Annotated in this window: 15 protein-coding genes; 3 read left to right on the top strand and 12 right to left on the bottom strand. The window is 36.1% G+C overall.

All coding sequences use genetic code 11. The features are described 5' to 3' along the window. A partial coding sequence (locus tag BHF68_RS05175; RefSeq protein ID WP_301553601.1) for a flagellar cap protein FliD N-terminal domain-containing protein occupies nt 1–813 on the bottom strand: 813 nt, incomplete at its 3' end. A 158-nt stretch (nt 814–971) separates the two neighbouring features. Next, nucleotides 972–3,644, bottom strand: coding sequence for a CBS domain-containing protein (locus BHF68_RS05170; protein ID WP_069642605.1), 2,673 nt, complete (start codon nt 3,642–3,644; stop codon nt 972–974). A 204-nt stretch (nt 3,645–3,848) separates the two neighbouring features. Here BHF68_RS05170 and BHF68_RS05165 point away from each other — a divergent pair, with 204 nt between their 5' ends. After that, nucleotides 3,849–4,796: an AAA family ATPase gene (locus BHF68_RS05165; RefSeq protein WP_069642604.1), complete on the top strand. Its 948-nt coding sequence runs from the start codon at nt 3,849–3,851 to the stop codon at nt 4,794–4,796. Then, nucleotides 4,797–5,567, top strand: coding sequence for a DUF4276 family protein (locus tag BHF68_RS05160; RefSeq protein WP_069642603.1), 771 nt, complete (start codon nt 4,797–4,799; stop codon nt 5,565–5,567). It abuts the gene before it with no gap. Here the strand turns inward: BHF68_RS05160 and BHF68_RS05155 are convergent. The 4 genes from BHF68_RS05155 to BHF68_RS05140 form a co-directional block, all read right to left on the bottom strand. After that, entirely contained in the window at nt 5,560–7,284 is a 1,725-nt protein-coding gene (locus tag BHF68_RS05155) for a sensor domain-containing diguanylate cyclase/phosphohydrolase (RefSeq protein ID WP_084019224.1), read from the bottom strand. The genes BHF68_RS05160 and BHF68_RS05155 overlap by 8 nt on opposite strands. Before the next feature lie 134 nt (nt 7,285–7,418). Beyond that, nucleotides 7,419–7,721, bottom strand: coding sequence for a hypothetical protein (locus BHF68_RS05150; RefSeq protein WP_069642602.1), 303 nt, complete (start codon nt 7,719–7,721; stop codon nt 7,419–7,421). Nucleotides 7,722–7,950: 229 nt separating this feature from the next. Then, a complete protein-coding gene (locus tag BHF68_RS05145; protein WP_069642601.1) occupies nt 7,951–8,169 on the bottom strand; it encodes a YjfB family protein in 219 nt (72 codons plus the stop codon). A 36-nt stretch (nt 8,170–8,205) separates the two neighbouring features. Beyond that, the gene (locus BHF68_RS05140) at nt 8,206–8,415 is read right to left on the bottom strand and encodes a hypothetical protein (RefSeq protein ID WP_069642600.1); all 210 of its coding nucleotides are present in this window, start codon (nt 8,413–8,415) and stop codon (nt 8,206–8,208) included. Between the two features lie 360 nt (nt 8,416–8,775). Here BHF68_RS05140 and BHF68_RS05135 point away from each other — a divergent pair, with 360 nt between their 5' ends. Further along, complete coding sequence (locus tag BHF68_RS05135; RefSeq protein ID WP_069642599.1) at nt 8,776–9,576, top strand: flagellin N-terminal helical domain-containing protein; 801 nt, start codon at nt 8,776–8,778, stop codon at nt 9,574–9,576. Between the two features lie 72 nt (nt 9,577–9,648). Here BHF68_RS05135 and BHF68_RS05130 read toward each other — a convergent pair whose 3' ends face one another. The 6 genes from BHF68_RS05130 to aepY form a co-directional block, all read right to left on the bottom strand. Next, a complete protein-coding gene (locus tag BHF68_RS05130) occupies nt 9,649–10,029 on the bottom strand; it encodes a DUF8042 domain-containing protein (protein ID WP_069642598.1) in 381 nt (126 codons plus the stop codon). 103 nt (nt 10,030–10,132) lie between these two features. Then, the gene (gene fliS / locus BHF68_RS15065; RefSeq protein WP_084019223.1) at nt 10,133–10,735 is read right to left on the bottom strand and encodes a flagellar export chaperone FliS; all 603 of its coding nucleotides are present in this window, start codon (nt 10,733–10,735) and stop codon (nt 10,133–10,135) included. 111 nt (nt 10,736–10,846) lie between these two features. Continuing rightward, on the bottom strand, nt 10,847–11,791 hold the full coding sequence (locus BHF68_RS05120) for a GNAT family N-acetyltransferase (RefSeq protein ID WP_069642597.1): 945 nt from the start codon (nt 11,789–11,791) through the stop codon (nt 10,847–10,849). Between the two features lie 29 nt (nt 11,792–11,820). Continuing rightward, nucleotides 11,821–12,924 (bottom strand): phosphonoacetaldehyde reductase, encoded by a 1,104-nt coding sequence (locus BHF68_RS05115; RefSeq protein ID WP_069642596.1) that lies wholly within the window; start codon nt 12,922–12,924, stop codon nt 11,821–11,823. Next, nucleotides 12,921–13,637 carry a phosphocholine cytidylyltransferase family protein gene (locus BHF68_RS05110; protein ID WP_069642595.1) on the bottom strand — a complete coding sequence of 239 codons (717 nt, stop codon included), beginning with the start codon at nt 13,635–13,637 and terminating at the stop codon, nt 12,921–12,923. The genes BHF68_RS05115 and BHF68_RS05110 overlap by 4 nt, the downstream gene beginning before the upstream one ends. Next, nucleotides 13,627–14,772: a phosphonopyruvate decarboxylase gene (gene aepY, locus BHF68_RS05105; RefSeq protein ID WP_069642594.1), complete on the bottom strand. Its 1,146-nt coding sequence runs from the start codon at nt 14,770–14,772 to the stop codon at nt 13,627–13,629. Before aepY ends, BHF68_RS05110 begins: the two co-directional genes overlap by 11 nt.

Genomic DNA, 14,772 nt, shown 5'->3' with positions numbered 1-14,772 from the left:
TACAAACCCTTTAATTTTATCGAAGATGGCATCAGTATCTGATACAGAAGAAACGGTTACAGCATTATCTGTAACAGCTTTAATGGTATATTCCACTCCACTAATTGTAAAAACGTTAGCTTTACGTTCAGTCTCTAAGCCATTAAGTACAAATTTAGCATTTTTACCATTGCTATAGTTAACTGGTTCATCTCCATTGTTTACTTCATATAAATTAAGTACTTCATGTAAAAAATCAGAATCATCCACTAAATCTAAACCATCTAAACCTGTTTCTCTAGAAGACATTGAAACCTTATTTGTTTGAGTATCGTAAAACATCGATACTCCTGCTTTACTGTTATTAATTCTACTTATCAGTTGATTTAGTGTTTCATTGTCTCTAACCGTAAATTCAGTGCCATTAATGGTAAACTTCTTCCCTACATGCTCTTGCATGTCTTCCGCACTTGTGTGATTAATCGATACTGCTTCTGCACTATTTATATAAGCCGCTTCTGCTACCTGGTTTACACGAATTTGTGACGTAAAGTTAGCACCTGCTCCGACAGCTCTAGCCGTCACAGCATTAGAATCTGTTGAAGTTACCTTGCGAGCTAGAAATGTCCCTTGTAACCTCATGTCTCCTGCTATGTTACGAAATTCTAGCATTTTTGAATTAACTTCACGAAAAGCGTCACGCTGCCACTCCGTCCATTGTTTACGTTGAAACATGCGGTCCATCGGCATCCGTTCCGCTCGCATTAAATCCTTTATCATTGTTTCTGTATCCATACCACTGGCTAAACCACCAAAGCGAATTGGACCAACCATACTAGCACCTCCAAAATTTCTGCCTAGACGTTTACCTAAACATACTTATTCTTACAGTATATATCGGCGCTAATAAAAAAAAGTTTAGTTATCTGCAACTAAACTTTTCTTTATTACTGTAATTGCTACTAAAGACTCATAATCCATCTACATCGTTTCTATCTATCATCTATACAAGATTGCAGCCAATAATTTATCTGATCTTTGTTACTTATTTCTCCGTTTAAATACGCACATTCATACTCAAACAAAATTTCCGAATATATCGGCCCTGGCTTAATGCCTAGCTCCTTCAGCTTTTTGCCCGTTAGAAGCGCTGGTATTGCTACCCTTTTTTGTAAATACTCAATAATTGTTTTAGCTTGCTGACGATAATCCGAAGTCAAGGTAAGTACAAATATGATTGCCTCAACCCGGAATTGGTATAACTCGCGATGAATAACTCCTAATGAAGTTTGCATAAATATTTTATCTTGCCATATTGCTTCTAGCTTTTGGATGTGATTGAGCACTTCTACATCATCGTTATTTAACGTGAATCTCTGCACTCGCTCTAACCATTGGTCGTTGTCATAGAACAGGGACGCTAGGTAGCATATCCAGAATCGATATTTATCATTATCATAAGGTGATGTAATATGAATGTCCTGATTGTTTACGTTTTTGTTCGTTACTATTTTTATTACACCCTTTAACTCCTTGACACGTTCTAAAACCTCTAAGCTGGCCACACCATCACCAATAATATAATCCCAAACCCCTAATGCAGCTAATCGTTCAATGGCTTCGACTGGATGCTGTTCTTGAAAAAGATTTTTAAGTTCATTGGCAATTCGCACCTCAGATACTGCTGGAATTTTATCTAGGGAGTTTAAGGCAAGTTCTTGGGTATGTCCATCCATTAAAAAACCAAAGCGTTGCTCAAAGCGAACAGCTCTTAATATCCTAGTCGGATCTTCAACAAAACTGAGATTATAGAGTACTCGAATTTTTTTATTATTTATATCTTTAATTCCATGGAAGTAATCAATGAGTTTACCGAATTCACTATCGTTAATTTGAATCGCCATGGCGTTAATTGTGAAATCCCTACGATATAAATCCTCTTTCAAGCTGGAGCGCTCCACCGTTGGCAGAGCCGCTGGATAATCGTAGTACTCCCTGCGCGCTGTTGTGATATCAAATTTAAGCCCTTCACGGCAATATGATTTGTTAGCTACGCAAAACTCGTCAGTCTTCCAGGTGGCTGTCCCAAACTTTTCATGACTTCGAACTGAACCACCGAACTCCTCGGCTAGCATCTGTGCAAATTGAATTCCGTCGCCTTCAACAACAATATCTATATCTTCATTTTTAAAGCCAATAACTAAATCCCGCACAACTCCACCAATAATATATGCTTTAAAACCTAGCTTATCTGCTTTTTCCCCAATATTACGTAGTAATGAATAGATAATATCGTCTATATTCTTATTCATCGCGTCCATTAGATTCATAACAATCGGTTTGTTACCTAAGCCGTCAATTTCTGCATTTGTTTGTACGTCTTTGCCATGGAGAAATTCAACAACATCGGTACGTGAAACTATACCAACTAACTGATTATTATCCATAACTGGCATTCTGCCAACATTGTGCTCAATCATAATATTCTGTATTTCTTCTAAAGTCGTATCAGGTGTAATAGTCACTAGATCCTTACTCATAAATCCCTTCACCGGGGCATGTCCAAGTCCGTGATGAGTTGCTTTATCTAAATCACGTCGAGAGATAATCCCTACTAGTTGTTCACCCTTAACAATTGGAAAACCAGTGTGTCCATACCTAAGCATCATCTTCGCAGCGTCTTCAATCGTTGTCTCTGGAGCAATCGTCTTCACTGCCGATGTCATCATACCTCTAGCTACTACTGCCGCCCTCACTATAGATGGCAAAGCCTCTTTAATCTGCTTAACAATCTCTAAGCAATCCCCATGCTTAACACTAGCTGAAGCTGCTTTACTATGTCCCCCACCATCGTAGCTTGAAATTATCGGCAGTACATCTACGCGTTCAGTGCTAGAACGACCAATTATGAATACCTTTTTTGCCATTTCTACAACTATAAAAGCGGCATGGCTACCAGTAACATCGAGTAATTTTCGTGCTAAAATCGCCAGCCCACCAAGGTAGTCTTTTTGGCGGTGCCAGCTTATTAATATTTCTATACCTTGTACCTGAATTTCCGTGGCATTTAATAATAAGGAATTAAGGATTTGCTGCTGCTCCTGTAATAGCGGTCGATCAGTATAACTAGCTACAATTGCTAGATTAGCCCCCTGCTCCATTAAATAGCTTGCCGCTTTCATATCGCGAGCTGTAGTACCTAGATATGTAAATGAACCTGTGTCAGAATAGAGACCTATAGCCATCACCGTAGCTTCAAATGACGTTATCGGTATTTTATTAGCTTCGATTTGCTCCAATAGCATCGTTACTGTTGCTCCAATAAGCTCAACATTTCCAGAATCAGCTTTTATATCGGTTTCGTGCGGTTGATGGTGGTCATAAACTGTATAGTGGATACCCTCTTTGGGCAACTCTTTCGTAAATGCTCCTAATCTTTCTAGGTTTGCAATATCTACCATGATTACATGGGTAACAAGCTTCCAATCAATCTGCCTAGGCACATAAAACTCGAAAGAGTCACGATAGATTGCAAGAAACTGCTGTACGGGTATGCTGATTTTATCTGGAAGCACCATCTTGGCTTTTGGATACAGCTTCTTAGCAGCCACTATGGATGCTAATCCGTCAAAGTCAATATTAATATGGGATACTATTACTTGCATAAAATTTTTCTCCTAAAGTTCATGTAGAGTATAGAATAAGTGCGACTAATATTAAGGAGTAGTTAAATTCCACCTGAATCAAGTCTTCTTTATTATACTAGGTCTGACAAAAAAATGAAACTAATGCTAACTAATACTGCCAACTGCTCAATTCATGCTATAATGAAACTAATTATAAACTATTAGTAGTTAGGAGGACAATTAATGACTCAGCTTAATAGACTAAAGTTAAATGGTTATAAATCGATTCGCAGCTTAGATATAGAGTTAAATGCACTGAACGTGGTAATCGGAGCTAACGGTGCGGGCAAATCAAATTTAATATCATTTCTTCAGATGCTGCAAAAGGTGGTGCGGGCAAGCTTAAAGGGTACAGAGCTTAAACAGAAGGATGCATCTCATATACTTTATCACGGAAGCCAACAAACAAGTCAGCTAACTGCAGAGCTTTCATTCAGCAACGATAACAACTATGCTTACTCTGTCTTGTTTTCCATTAATGAGCATGACCAATTGTATAAGCAAAGCGACACAACCACAGGCTCCTTAGATGAAGTCTATAGGCAAATTTGTGATTGGCAGTTTTATCGCTTCCATCAAGCCAACGATTTATCCGTCGTGAATACTCTAAAAGATATTTACATAAACCATCCGATGCATTATAAGCGTATAGTATCCACCTTGAAGCAAATCCTTCCGTTTTTTGGTGACTTTATATGGAACGGCGAAAATCAAACAGAGGATGCCCAAGCTTATTTTTATTGGAAGGAAAAAGGTTGTTCAATGACATTTAACACTAGCCATATGTCAGACGGCATGGTGCGTATGATATCCCTAATTACATTGCTACTACAGCCAAATTTACCCGCATTAATCTGCATCGATGAGCCAGAGCTAGGACTCCACCCGTATGCAATCAACGTTATTTCTGGACTCTTACAAAGCGTAGCCTTAGAAACACAAGTGATTGTATCCACGCAGTCTGTCACGCTTTTAGATGAATTTGATATGCAGGATATTATTGTCGTCGATCGTAAGGAAGGGCAATCTACCTTTGAACGCCTAGATATTACTGAATTAGCAAAGTGGATTCAGGATTATTCGCTCGGTGAATTATGGCAGAAGAACATCCTTGGAGGGAGGCCTTCATAAATGAATCAAAGCAATTCAACCAGAAGCAATAACCAAGATAGTTTAATTAGAATAAACATGGTCGTCGAAGGACAGACAGAGGAAACCTTTGTACGCGATGTACTTGCTCCGCATTTACGAACATTCGGATTAAAGGTGCGGGTTCGCATGGTGGAAACAGGTAGGCGTGGACGTAAGATTTTTCGCGGCGGGTTAGTCAGCTACGAAAAGCTTAAGCTTGATTTAGAAAACTGGATGGAACGTGATACTGATGCTTGGTTTACAACAATGATAGATTTGTATGGACTACCAAAAGGGTTTCCAGGACTAAATACATTAACTAATACTCAGACAGAAAATGAGCAATATGTAGATATTCTTAATTCATCCGATAAATCTGACAATAATACAGACCCTTATGAAATTGTACGTTATATTGAGGACGCTGTCGCCAAAGATATGAATCATCCACAGTTTATTCCTTATATTCAGCTACATGAATTTGAAGCTCTTATACTTACAGAACCACTTAAATTTAGTAGCTATTTTTTCAAAAAAGAAACAGCCATAGACAAACTTAATAGAATGGCTAAAACCTTTAAGACCCCAGAACATATAAATAACGGCTTTGAAACTGCTCCATCAAAGCGAATTATTAATCTGATTCCTGAGTACCGCTACAACAAAAAAACAGCTGGACCCATCATCGCTGATGAAATAGGCCTAGCTGCTATTCGTAATGCCTGTATACATTTTAATCAATGGCTAACTCAATTAGAGTCTATCAAATAATCTTTACAAACAATTCTACTAGATTCGGGTCAAATTGCGTCCCCGCGCACCTTTTTAATTCTTCTATAGCCTCATCATTGCTTATCGCCTTTTTATAGGGCTGATCTTCCGTCATTACATCGTAGGCTTCTAAGATTGCAACAATCCTTGACATGAGAGGAATTTCTTCACCCTTAAATTGTCTTGGGTAACCACTACCGTCCCACCATTCATGATGTGCTAGAATCCCATCTGCAATATGGGCATAGTCAGGATAAGTTGAAGCAATACGAAAACCAATTTCACTATGCTTACGAACGATATTTGTTTCCTCTTGCGTCAATGGTCCTGGCTTAGATAATATCTCGTCAGCGATTGAAGCCTTACCGATATCATGTAAAGTTATCAATAATTCTAAAGATTCTATTTCCGTATCATCCATATCTAGTTTTTCAGCTATCTTCCTAGCTAGCGCTATCATCCTATCCGTATTATGCTTATTATGCCTTTGCTTTTTTAATAGAGAGTTCATAATTTTTTTGCGGATTTGCGATCCATTCCTGAGCTTGTTAGAGTACATATTCGCTTCTGCTTTTTTAATAATATCTAATATGTCTTCTCTCATCTCAGTCTTCGTCGCACTGCCAGTAGCTAAACTCATAGTAATAGGCTGCGGATCTGCTTGGTTGCATTGTTCTTGAATTCTTTGACAGACTTCATCAGTAACGCTTGCATCAGTATTGGTTAGAATTATTGCAAATTCGTCTCCACCCCAGCGGGCTATTGTGTCTACTTTGCGACATGCCTGTCTTAGAATCTCTGCAACTTTTTTTAGCAGGTTATCTCCAGCTAAGTGCCCAAAGGCATCGTTAGTTAGCTTAAGCCCATTTACATCCGCAATAATAATACTTAATGGTAAATTATATCTCTTATCTAAGCGCTTTAACTCTTCTTCAAAATAAGCACGGTTATGAAGTCCTGTGAGTTTATCATAATAGCTTAAGTGACGAATCATATTTTCTGTTTGTTTTCGCTCGCTTATGTCGCGAATAGTAGCCATTATTACATCTTTGTTTTTAATCGGAATTTTTTTCAGATATACTTCGACATTGAAAGCGCTCTTATCCCTGGGTCTCCGTGCATTCCATTCAAAAAACTGTGGCTCACCATCAACAACCTTCGACCAGATTGAAGGCAAAAGGTGGAATGGATTATCTTCACTTGAGTAATCATCTACAATCGTGTATCCCTTTAACTCTTCCCTTGTTACCTGATACATATCTAGCATTTTCTCGTTAACGTCTAAAATATTACCTTCAATATCATGAATTATAATTGCATCATAAATACTATCGAATATAACGCGAAGGTTTTGCTCAGATAAAGTGAATAACTGACTTTGAGAGCAATTAGCAACTTTACTGAAAAAAGTTATAATATATTTTTTCTGTCTATCATTGTCAATATAATAATCAAAAGTAGCTTTTTTAATATAATAATCTTGGTCGTTTTTAGCAGTTAGGATTGTACATTCTCCTACCTCTAATGCATTAACAACTTCATTAGTTTTTCTACCTTTTGCTTCGGCATTTGTCCAGCCTGTAATTAACTCGGTCGTTTTATTTAAGTGTAATATATAATTATTTTCGTTAGATACGACAGTGGCTACCTGAAGCGACTCTAATGCTATAGTAAGTTTGGATAGACAATTTGGCTTATTTTTATCAGATGTAAGCATGCCTTTTCCTCCTATCACCGAATTATTGCTGCATATTAGAATAGCTATTTGCTTAGCATATAAACTAGACTTATGAAATAGTCTATTATCATACTATCGATTCGGTTTAGATCCTGCTACTTTAAAGCTGTAAATTAGTCATTTGTCCAACGCCTTTTTCTACTATCTTCAGGAAGTGTATCTCGAAAATAAATTTTACCAGAGTCTTTACCGTCTCCAGCTATATAAATTCGGCGTTCCTTAACATACCGCATTATTGTATTAATTGGGATTCCAGTTTGGTTCGATGCCTCGAATGCTAGGATACCAGGTCGCTGCTTTACAAGCGTACGCAATTTATTGAATTCTTTCTTATCTTTGTCCCTACATTCTCCACAATAAGATTGGCCATCTTTAGCATAAAACCTGCCACATATACTACAAATATCGTAGGACATTTATTTCACCTCTTATCAATTTCAGTAGCTACACTACAACTCATTCCTTGTATGAGTAAAGAAATTATACCATAATATATTAGTTGGCTACCTCCGACATTTTGCCTGTGTATATTTTCGTGTAACAGGTCAATTATTCGCACTTCATTAGTGCAAATAACTCAGTATCGCCTTTATTCAAATAATAGTGAGGCCTCCAGTATATAAGTTCACCGGAGGCCTTATTGGGCTATAAATATAAATCTATATTACCACCTAAATGGGGTTGTACAGATTGTTCCATAGCTTTTACATTTGGGTCAATTGTTTTCATACTTGACTCTAATAAGTCTGTAATATCTGCGGTTTGCGTCATTGCAGTATCCATTGCCATTTTCATAACAGCCATGCTAGCATCCTGCTGTAATTGCATCTGACTGAGTGACATCGACATTTTTGCAACATCCATTTCGCCACATCCTTTCAAGATATATCTAACAACTAATTATTTCTTCTTTTTATTGTTGTTGTCTTTATTATTGTTGTTATTACTATCACTTTCATTGCTGTCATTATTATTTATGTCAGCATTATCAATTTTATTCGCTTTACGTCTTTTCACAACATTTGTTACATGGTTAATAAAAAATACAAATGCAATTATTAGTATAAAGTTAAAGAGTGTTTCTAGCACATTTCTCCAATCAATTTCCAATGATAAATCCCCCAATTTAATTTTTTTACCTTGAGTGTTTTTTATATACTGCAACGTCTGAGATTGTTAAGGATATTTTCAGTGTTGTCAATGATATTATATCATCATTTGTTAGAGTAGCAAACCAACTGATTTGAAACAATACCATACTACTTATTCGACGATATTCCTATAAACCTTTATTCAATTTTTATTTTTTAGTAGTACAAAAGATTTCTATTAAGGATAATAATATGACCTATTATTTGTAAAGCTTAACTCCCTTTATAGCACATTAGACTCTAGAAATAACCGAGGAAATAATGTAAAATGTTAGTAAATAGACTAACATTGCAATACTAGTAGAGTGGAGGTGAGAATATGATTAATGTACAAGGCTTTAGTAATGGATTTGGACTAGAACAACAAAAAGCAATGTTGAGAATGAGCACAGGTACGAAAATAAACCAAGCTGCTGATAATGCTGCTGGTTTAGCTATTTCGGAAAAACTTAGAGGTCAAATTCGCGGCGAGAGTATGGCTACAAGGAACATGGCAGATAGTCAGTCTTTAGTCAGAACAGCTGAAGGGGCACTAAACCAAACTCACTCTGCCTTGCAACGTATGAGAGAGTTATCAGTTCAAGCCAATAATGGCATGCTTACAAACTCTGATCGCCAAGCTTTACAACAAGAATTCTCACAGTTGAGGGACACTGTAGATGCCATTGGAAGAGATACTCAGTTTAATACACAATCTCTGTTAGACGGAAGTGCCGAATTGCTAAATACTACAACCAATGCTAATGGGGAGGGCCTTGAAATCTCAATAGGAAATGCTTTGTCTGAGCAGCTTGGAAACATCACAACTGGGAGCTCACTAGCAGAAGTAGACTTAGTATCAAACCCTAGGGCATCACTTCGCATTATCGATGAAGCAATTTCTCAGATATCAGGTAACCGTGCTAACTTAGGTGCTATTGATAATCGCTTAGATATTAGCATGAATAATAGCCGTGAGGCTGAATTAAACCAAGCTGCCGCGGATTCTAGACTGCGAGACGCTGATATCGCTAAATCTGCAATGGAATTGCAGAAATTTCAAATCATGCAACAAACATATTTTTCTACGCAACGGATGAATATGGGCATAATGGCTTCTAGTATTGACTTGTTAAGGTAGATATATTACAAATCAAAAAACCTGCTGTATTCATAGTGGCATTATGAACAGCAGGTTTTTTTTGATATTTATTTAATTCGTACGCCGTGGTTTAAGATTATTCTTCACCTGTTCTTTCCAATCATTATAACACGGTATAATCTTCGAAGAGATATAATCGGCTATTTCATCTTTCTTATCTTCTTGATACAGACTAACAAAGCCAGCAATACTCTCCATAAGGTTCTTAGTTACAGGTGCAAGTTGGGCTGATTGAAAGCTATCCAGTAAAGGATTAACCGCCTTTTGCATTGTAGAAACAGCGTTAACCACATCTTGTAAAAGTAATATTGCTTCATCAAAACGATGCTGAATTACTAAAACATTAATTTGTTCAAAACCATCTTCTACAATATCTGTTAAATCTATTAACCTATCAGCAACTTCAGTAACATTATTGATTGCTTCAGACATCAAATGCCTCCTAACGATTTCTAATAAATTCATTACTCAATAATATTAGATAGTCATAATGATGTCAAAATTTGAGACTATTATATTTCTATGATTGTTAATATTATTTTTTTGTTCTAACAAGTTTGATTGCTTCTTGCCATGTTGAACGAAGCTCATTCGTAAACTCTATCATTTGCTCAATAATCTGAGGGTCTTTTTTAATATTTGCGTCTACCAAGCTATAATTAATATACTCATACAAATTATAAAGCTGTTGTGACATTTCTGGTTGACCTTCTTGATCTAACGAACACATTAATTCTTCAAAAATTGCTTGTGCTCTTTGATTTGCAGTGTTAGCTTCAGTAATATTGTTAGCTTTCATGCAGGCAATAGTCTGTTTCATAAATTTCACAGCACCACCATATAACAGAAGGGTAAGTTCCTCTGGTGTTGCAGTCATAACAGTATTGAACAAATAAGGGTTTTCTTTCTGAATAGTCTTTATATCTTTACCTGCAGTCACATTATTCTTGTTGCCAACTGGTTTATTCTCTACTTTATTCTCTACACCCTTTGTTTGTTGATTTGCACTTTGGTTTTCTGATTGTTGTAGAGTTGTTACTTCTGCCTCTTTTTTCTCTGCCGATTTCCCCATGTTCTTTTTATTTTCAGATATTCTCACTTGTTGCTTATATACATCATAGGGATTCCTCATTGCCATTATAGTCACCTCTCCATTGATTACGTGTTAACGTATTTTTATAACTATGCTATCTATTTGAACATATTCTATCTGACAATTTTACTTATTTATTTTATCGGCAACGATTGTCTAATTGTTAACAATCATTTTCTCCATAATGATATCTTCATCCACTATTACAAAGCCTAAATTGCTATAAAGTGATAAGGCTTTTTTATTAGTACCTTCAACAATTAATGCTGCCTTATGCATATTCATTTGCTTTAAATTATTTAGTGCTTCGCAAATCATCTGACGACCGTAGCCATTACCTCGGTATGCCTCTTTAATCGCTATGTCAAACAAATAACCAGTAGAAACATTACGCCGTATTTGCATCGCTATCATACCAACAACAATTTTACCTTGAGAATATTGTGGTTCAATCATTTCGTAAAAATAAAGTTTTATACTTAAATCCTTAAATATTTGCTCATATTGGATGTGGGATATTTCATGACTAAAGCAACTATGCATAGTCTCTCTGTATTCAAAAAAGTCCAATTCTGTCGCTGGTCGTAATTGAATTTTTTGATTAATAGGCATAGAACTTTTTATATTTCCAACATTCGTTAACCCTAGTTCCATTTGCCAAGAGTAGATTGCTGGTTTAAATTTTCTATTTTCCATAAAACTAACTGATTGCTTAAGTCTTTTCTTTGCAATTGCTTCTAATCTGACTATGGGATAAGGTTCAATATGCTGTATTATTTTATTGTACAAAGCGGTTCCTGTTCCTCGCTTACGGTAAGCAGGGTGTATAATGATATTAATTTGAGCTGATTGCTTTGATATTGAATCAATCATACATGTAGCTAACCCTACAACTTGATGTTTATCACTATCATGTACAGATAGACAATTCAGTGATGTTGTGTCTAATGCAACAAATATATGCTCTCCAGCTTCTTTAATTACATATTCAAACCATTCGTCAGTTAGCGAATATCCCAGGTTATCTTGTTGATTGATAATCTCGATTAATTCAAGAACCTGCTGTTTATCTTCTTTTTCTATATTACGAATTGTGATCATATGTGACCTGTCCTTTAATTGCATTTTTATTATACGTTAGATTCTAATTTTAGAAATAATCCTTCAACATCAAGAATGCTGTTTTTTGCTCTACTGGTATGCGATAGAGACTCACGTATTGATAGTAAATCGTCCTTTAATATATTATAACTTCTCAAATCGATAGAGACTTGCAACTTAGTGAACAGTTTTCTCATAGGAACACTAGATAGTGCTCCAAACATCTTAAATAACTCTTTATCTAACTCATCATTAACTCCTATAGCTAAATCTATAATATCTGGTAGCGTAATACTACAGGCAATACCGTGTGGGAGACTCTTATGAAGTGTTAAATAATATGATATGGCATGTGCAATAGATGTCTGGGTATTAGAAAACGCTAGCCCTGCTTTCAATGATGCTAACATCATTTGACTTCGAAGCTGAATACTATCTAAATCAGCAACTAATTCAGGCAATATGGTAATAATTTCTTGTGTGGCTTCTATTGCATAGCTATTAGATATAGGATTAGCATTCACATTAATAACAGCCTCAACAGCATGCGATAAAGCATCCAAGCCTGTCTGAATTGTAATGTCTTTAGGTAGTGATTGTGTCAAAATTGGATCACACACACAAGCTTCACACCACAGGTCTTTTAAATGAAGAGAATACTTTTTCATTTCCTTAGTATCCCAGATTGTCGCCCAAGGTGTCACTTCACTCCCTGTTCCTGCAGTAGTAGGTATCGCTATTATAGGTGTTATCTTATAAGGAAGTTTGCAGTCATTGTCTTTTATAATGTTTATTAAGTCATTTACAGACCCACTTTTCGGTCGTACAGAAATAGCTTTAGCAACATCAATAACACTACCTCCACCTAAAGCTATAATTAAATCGAATTGTATTTGATTCGTAGATACATATATTTCTTCTACATCTGCTAAGGTTGGATTGGGCTTTACATTATCTATTATTGCAACAATCCGGTTGCTCAGTGATTGAATATAATCGACTGTACCTCGACGCTTAAAGCCTTTCGAAGTAATAACTAAAGCATTACGTGATTTTATAAAAGCTGGGAGTTTTTGTATTATATCTACTCCAAAATGGATTTTAACTGGATTGTAATATGTGAAGTGCGTCATAGAGTAAACATCCTTTTTGCTTTTTCATAATCGGTTAAAAAATCTACTTCTATCCACTGCAAATGATTAGTGGCTGAACAATATAACTTGTACCCATCTCCAGCCATGTTAGTAAATGCGTATGTATCATATACATTTAAATTCCCAGCTAACAAAGCTTCTTCAATATATGCAAACACAGCTTCAGAGTTATTTATGAATGCTATCCCCGTCCACTCACCTGCACTATCTTGTTTAGATAACTGTTTGTTAGATTCTACGAGAAAATTTTCTGGAGTTATTTTGACTTTCATAGCTTCTTCGTCAGCTTCAGTAAAGTCAGTCACTAAGTGTAAGTCATATGGATTTCTTAGGAACTCGCAATGTGAACTTTGTAAAATTATTTCATCATAAATGATATCGCCGTGCATATATAAAAACGGTTGGTTACTTACAAAGTTTTTAGCAAACCATAAGGAACCCATATTATTGCAATGCTGATAAAATGGATTGACAATAACAATTGCCTCGCCCTCTAATGCCTGTATCATTGTTTCACTTTGATATCCAATAACTACGGCTACCTCAGAGATACCAAGATTTTTAATTAGTCGAATAGATCGTAACAATAAAGTCTCGTCATTAATTTTTAGTAACCCTTTTGGAGTATCTAGTGTTAAAGGATATAGCCTACTTGAAAGACCTGCAGCTACAATTACAGCTTTATTCACCATGTGTCTCTCCCCTTAAAAAATTCACAAAACGTTCTTTCACTTGTGGAGGTGATACTTTAGGTCTTCCTAAGTCCTTTTTTGTCCCAGTAGATATTTTCATATAAGCAAACGTTAGTTTTTGCTTCTCATTCCATTCACTTATAGCTTCAGATAATTCATTTAGATTGTGTATGTAAAGTGCTTTATCATAACCTACTGAAGCAGCTATTGAAACAAAGTCTATATTTTGAGAAACCGTCTGTTGACACCCCGTTGACTCATGGGCATGGTTATCTAATAACAGATGAAATAAATTCGGAGGATTGTAGTATGCGTTCGTAGCTATAGAACCCATTCGCATTAAAAAAGCTGCATCCCCATCAATAGCAATAAATTTTTTATCTTGCTGCACTAATGCTGCTCCAAGTGCTAAAGCACTGACACAACCCATAGACCCTACCATATATAAGTTGTTCGGCGCATCTTCAATTTCAAAAAGTTCCCGACCAGTCATTCCTGTAGTTGTAAATATACCAGTGTTGTTATCTTTTAGGCGATTAATTATATCTAATGCTTCCAGTCGTTTTGGTTGTTGATCATCTGTTTCACGTTTTCTAATCGTCTTATTTCGTGTTATATTAAGTGACTGCTCGTTTAATGGAACGGAATCAAAGGTGCCTTTTTTTACAATAAAGAAGAATGATTTATTTGTTCTAATAAATTCGTTTGCTCTTTTGATTTGCTTTAATGCCTCATCCCAATCATCCGATAAATACTCCCAAGCAATTCTTGCCGTATTAAGCATGTCACCTGTAACTTGTCCCAATAATTCATGCTGTGGTTCATCAGGAATACCCACTTCTCCGCGCAGACTAACAAATCCAAGTACTGGTATCTCAAATGTATGATTTAGAGATGTTAGCGGGGAAAGTGCGTTGGTTAACCCAGAATTTTGACATAAAAAAACAGACTTGCGCCCACCCAAATAAGCACCAGCACAAGTCGCAACTGCATCTCCTTCATTTGCAGCCATAATATATTCACATTCATTTATAGCGTAATTAATAAAATCCTTAAAAAAAGAACAGGGAACTCCACTAAAAAATGTAAAACCAATGCATTTTAATTGTTGAACAAAATTCTTAGTAGATAACAT

The organism is Desulfuribacillus alkaliarsenatis, from assembly GCF_001730225.1.
In the GTDB taxonomy this organism is placed as follows: domain Bacteria; phylum Bacillota; class Bacilli; order Desulfuribacillales; family Desulfuribacillaceae; genus Desulfuribacillus; species Desulfuribacillus alkaliarsenatis.
This window is presented reverse-complemented; position numbering and strand designations above follow the sequence as displayed.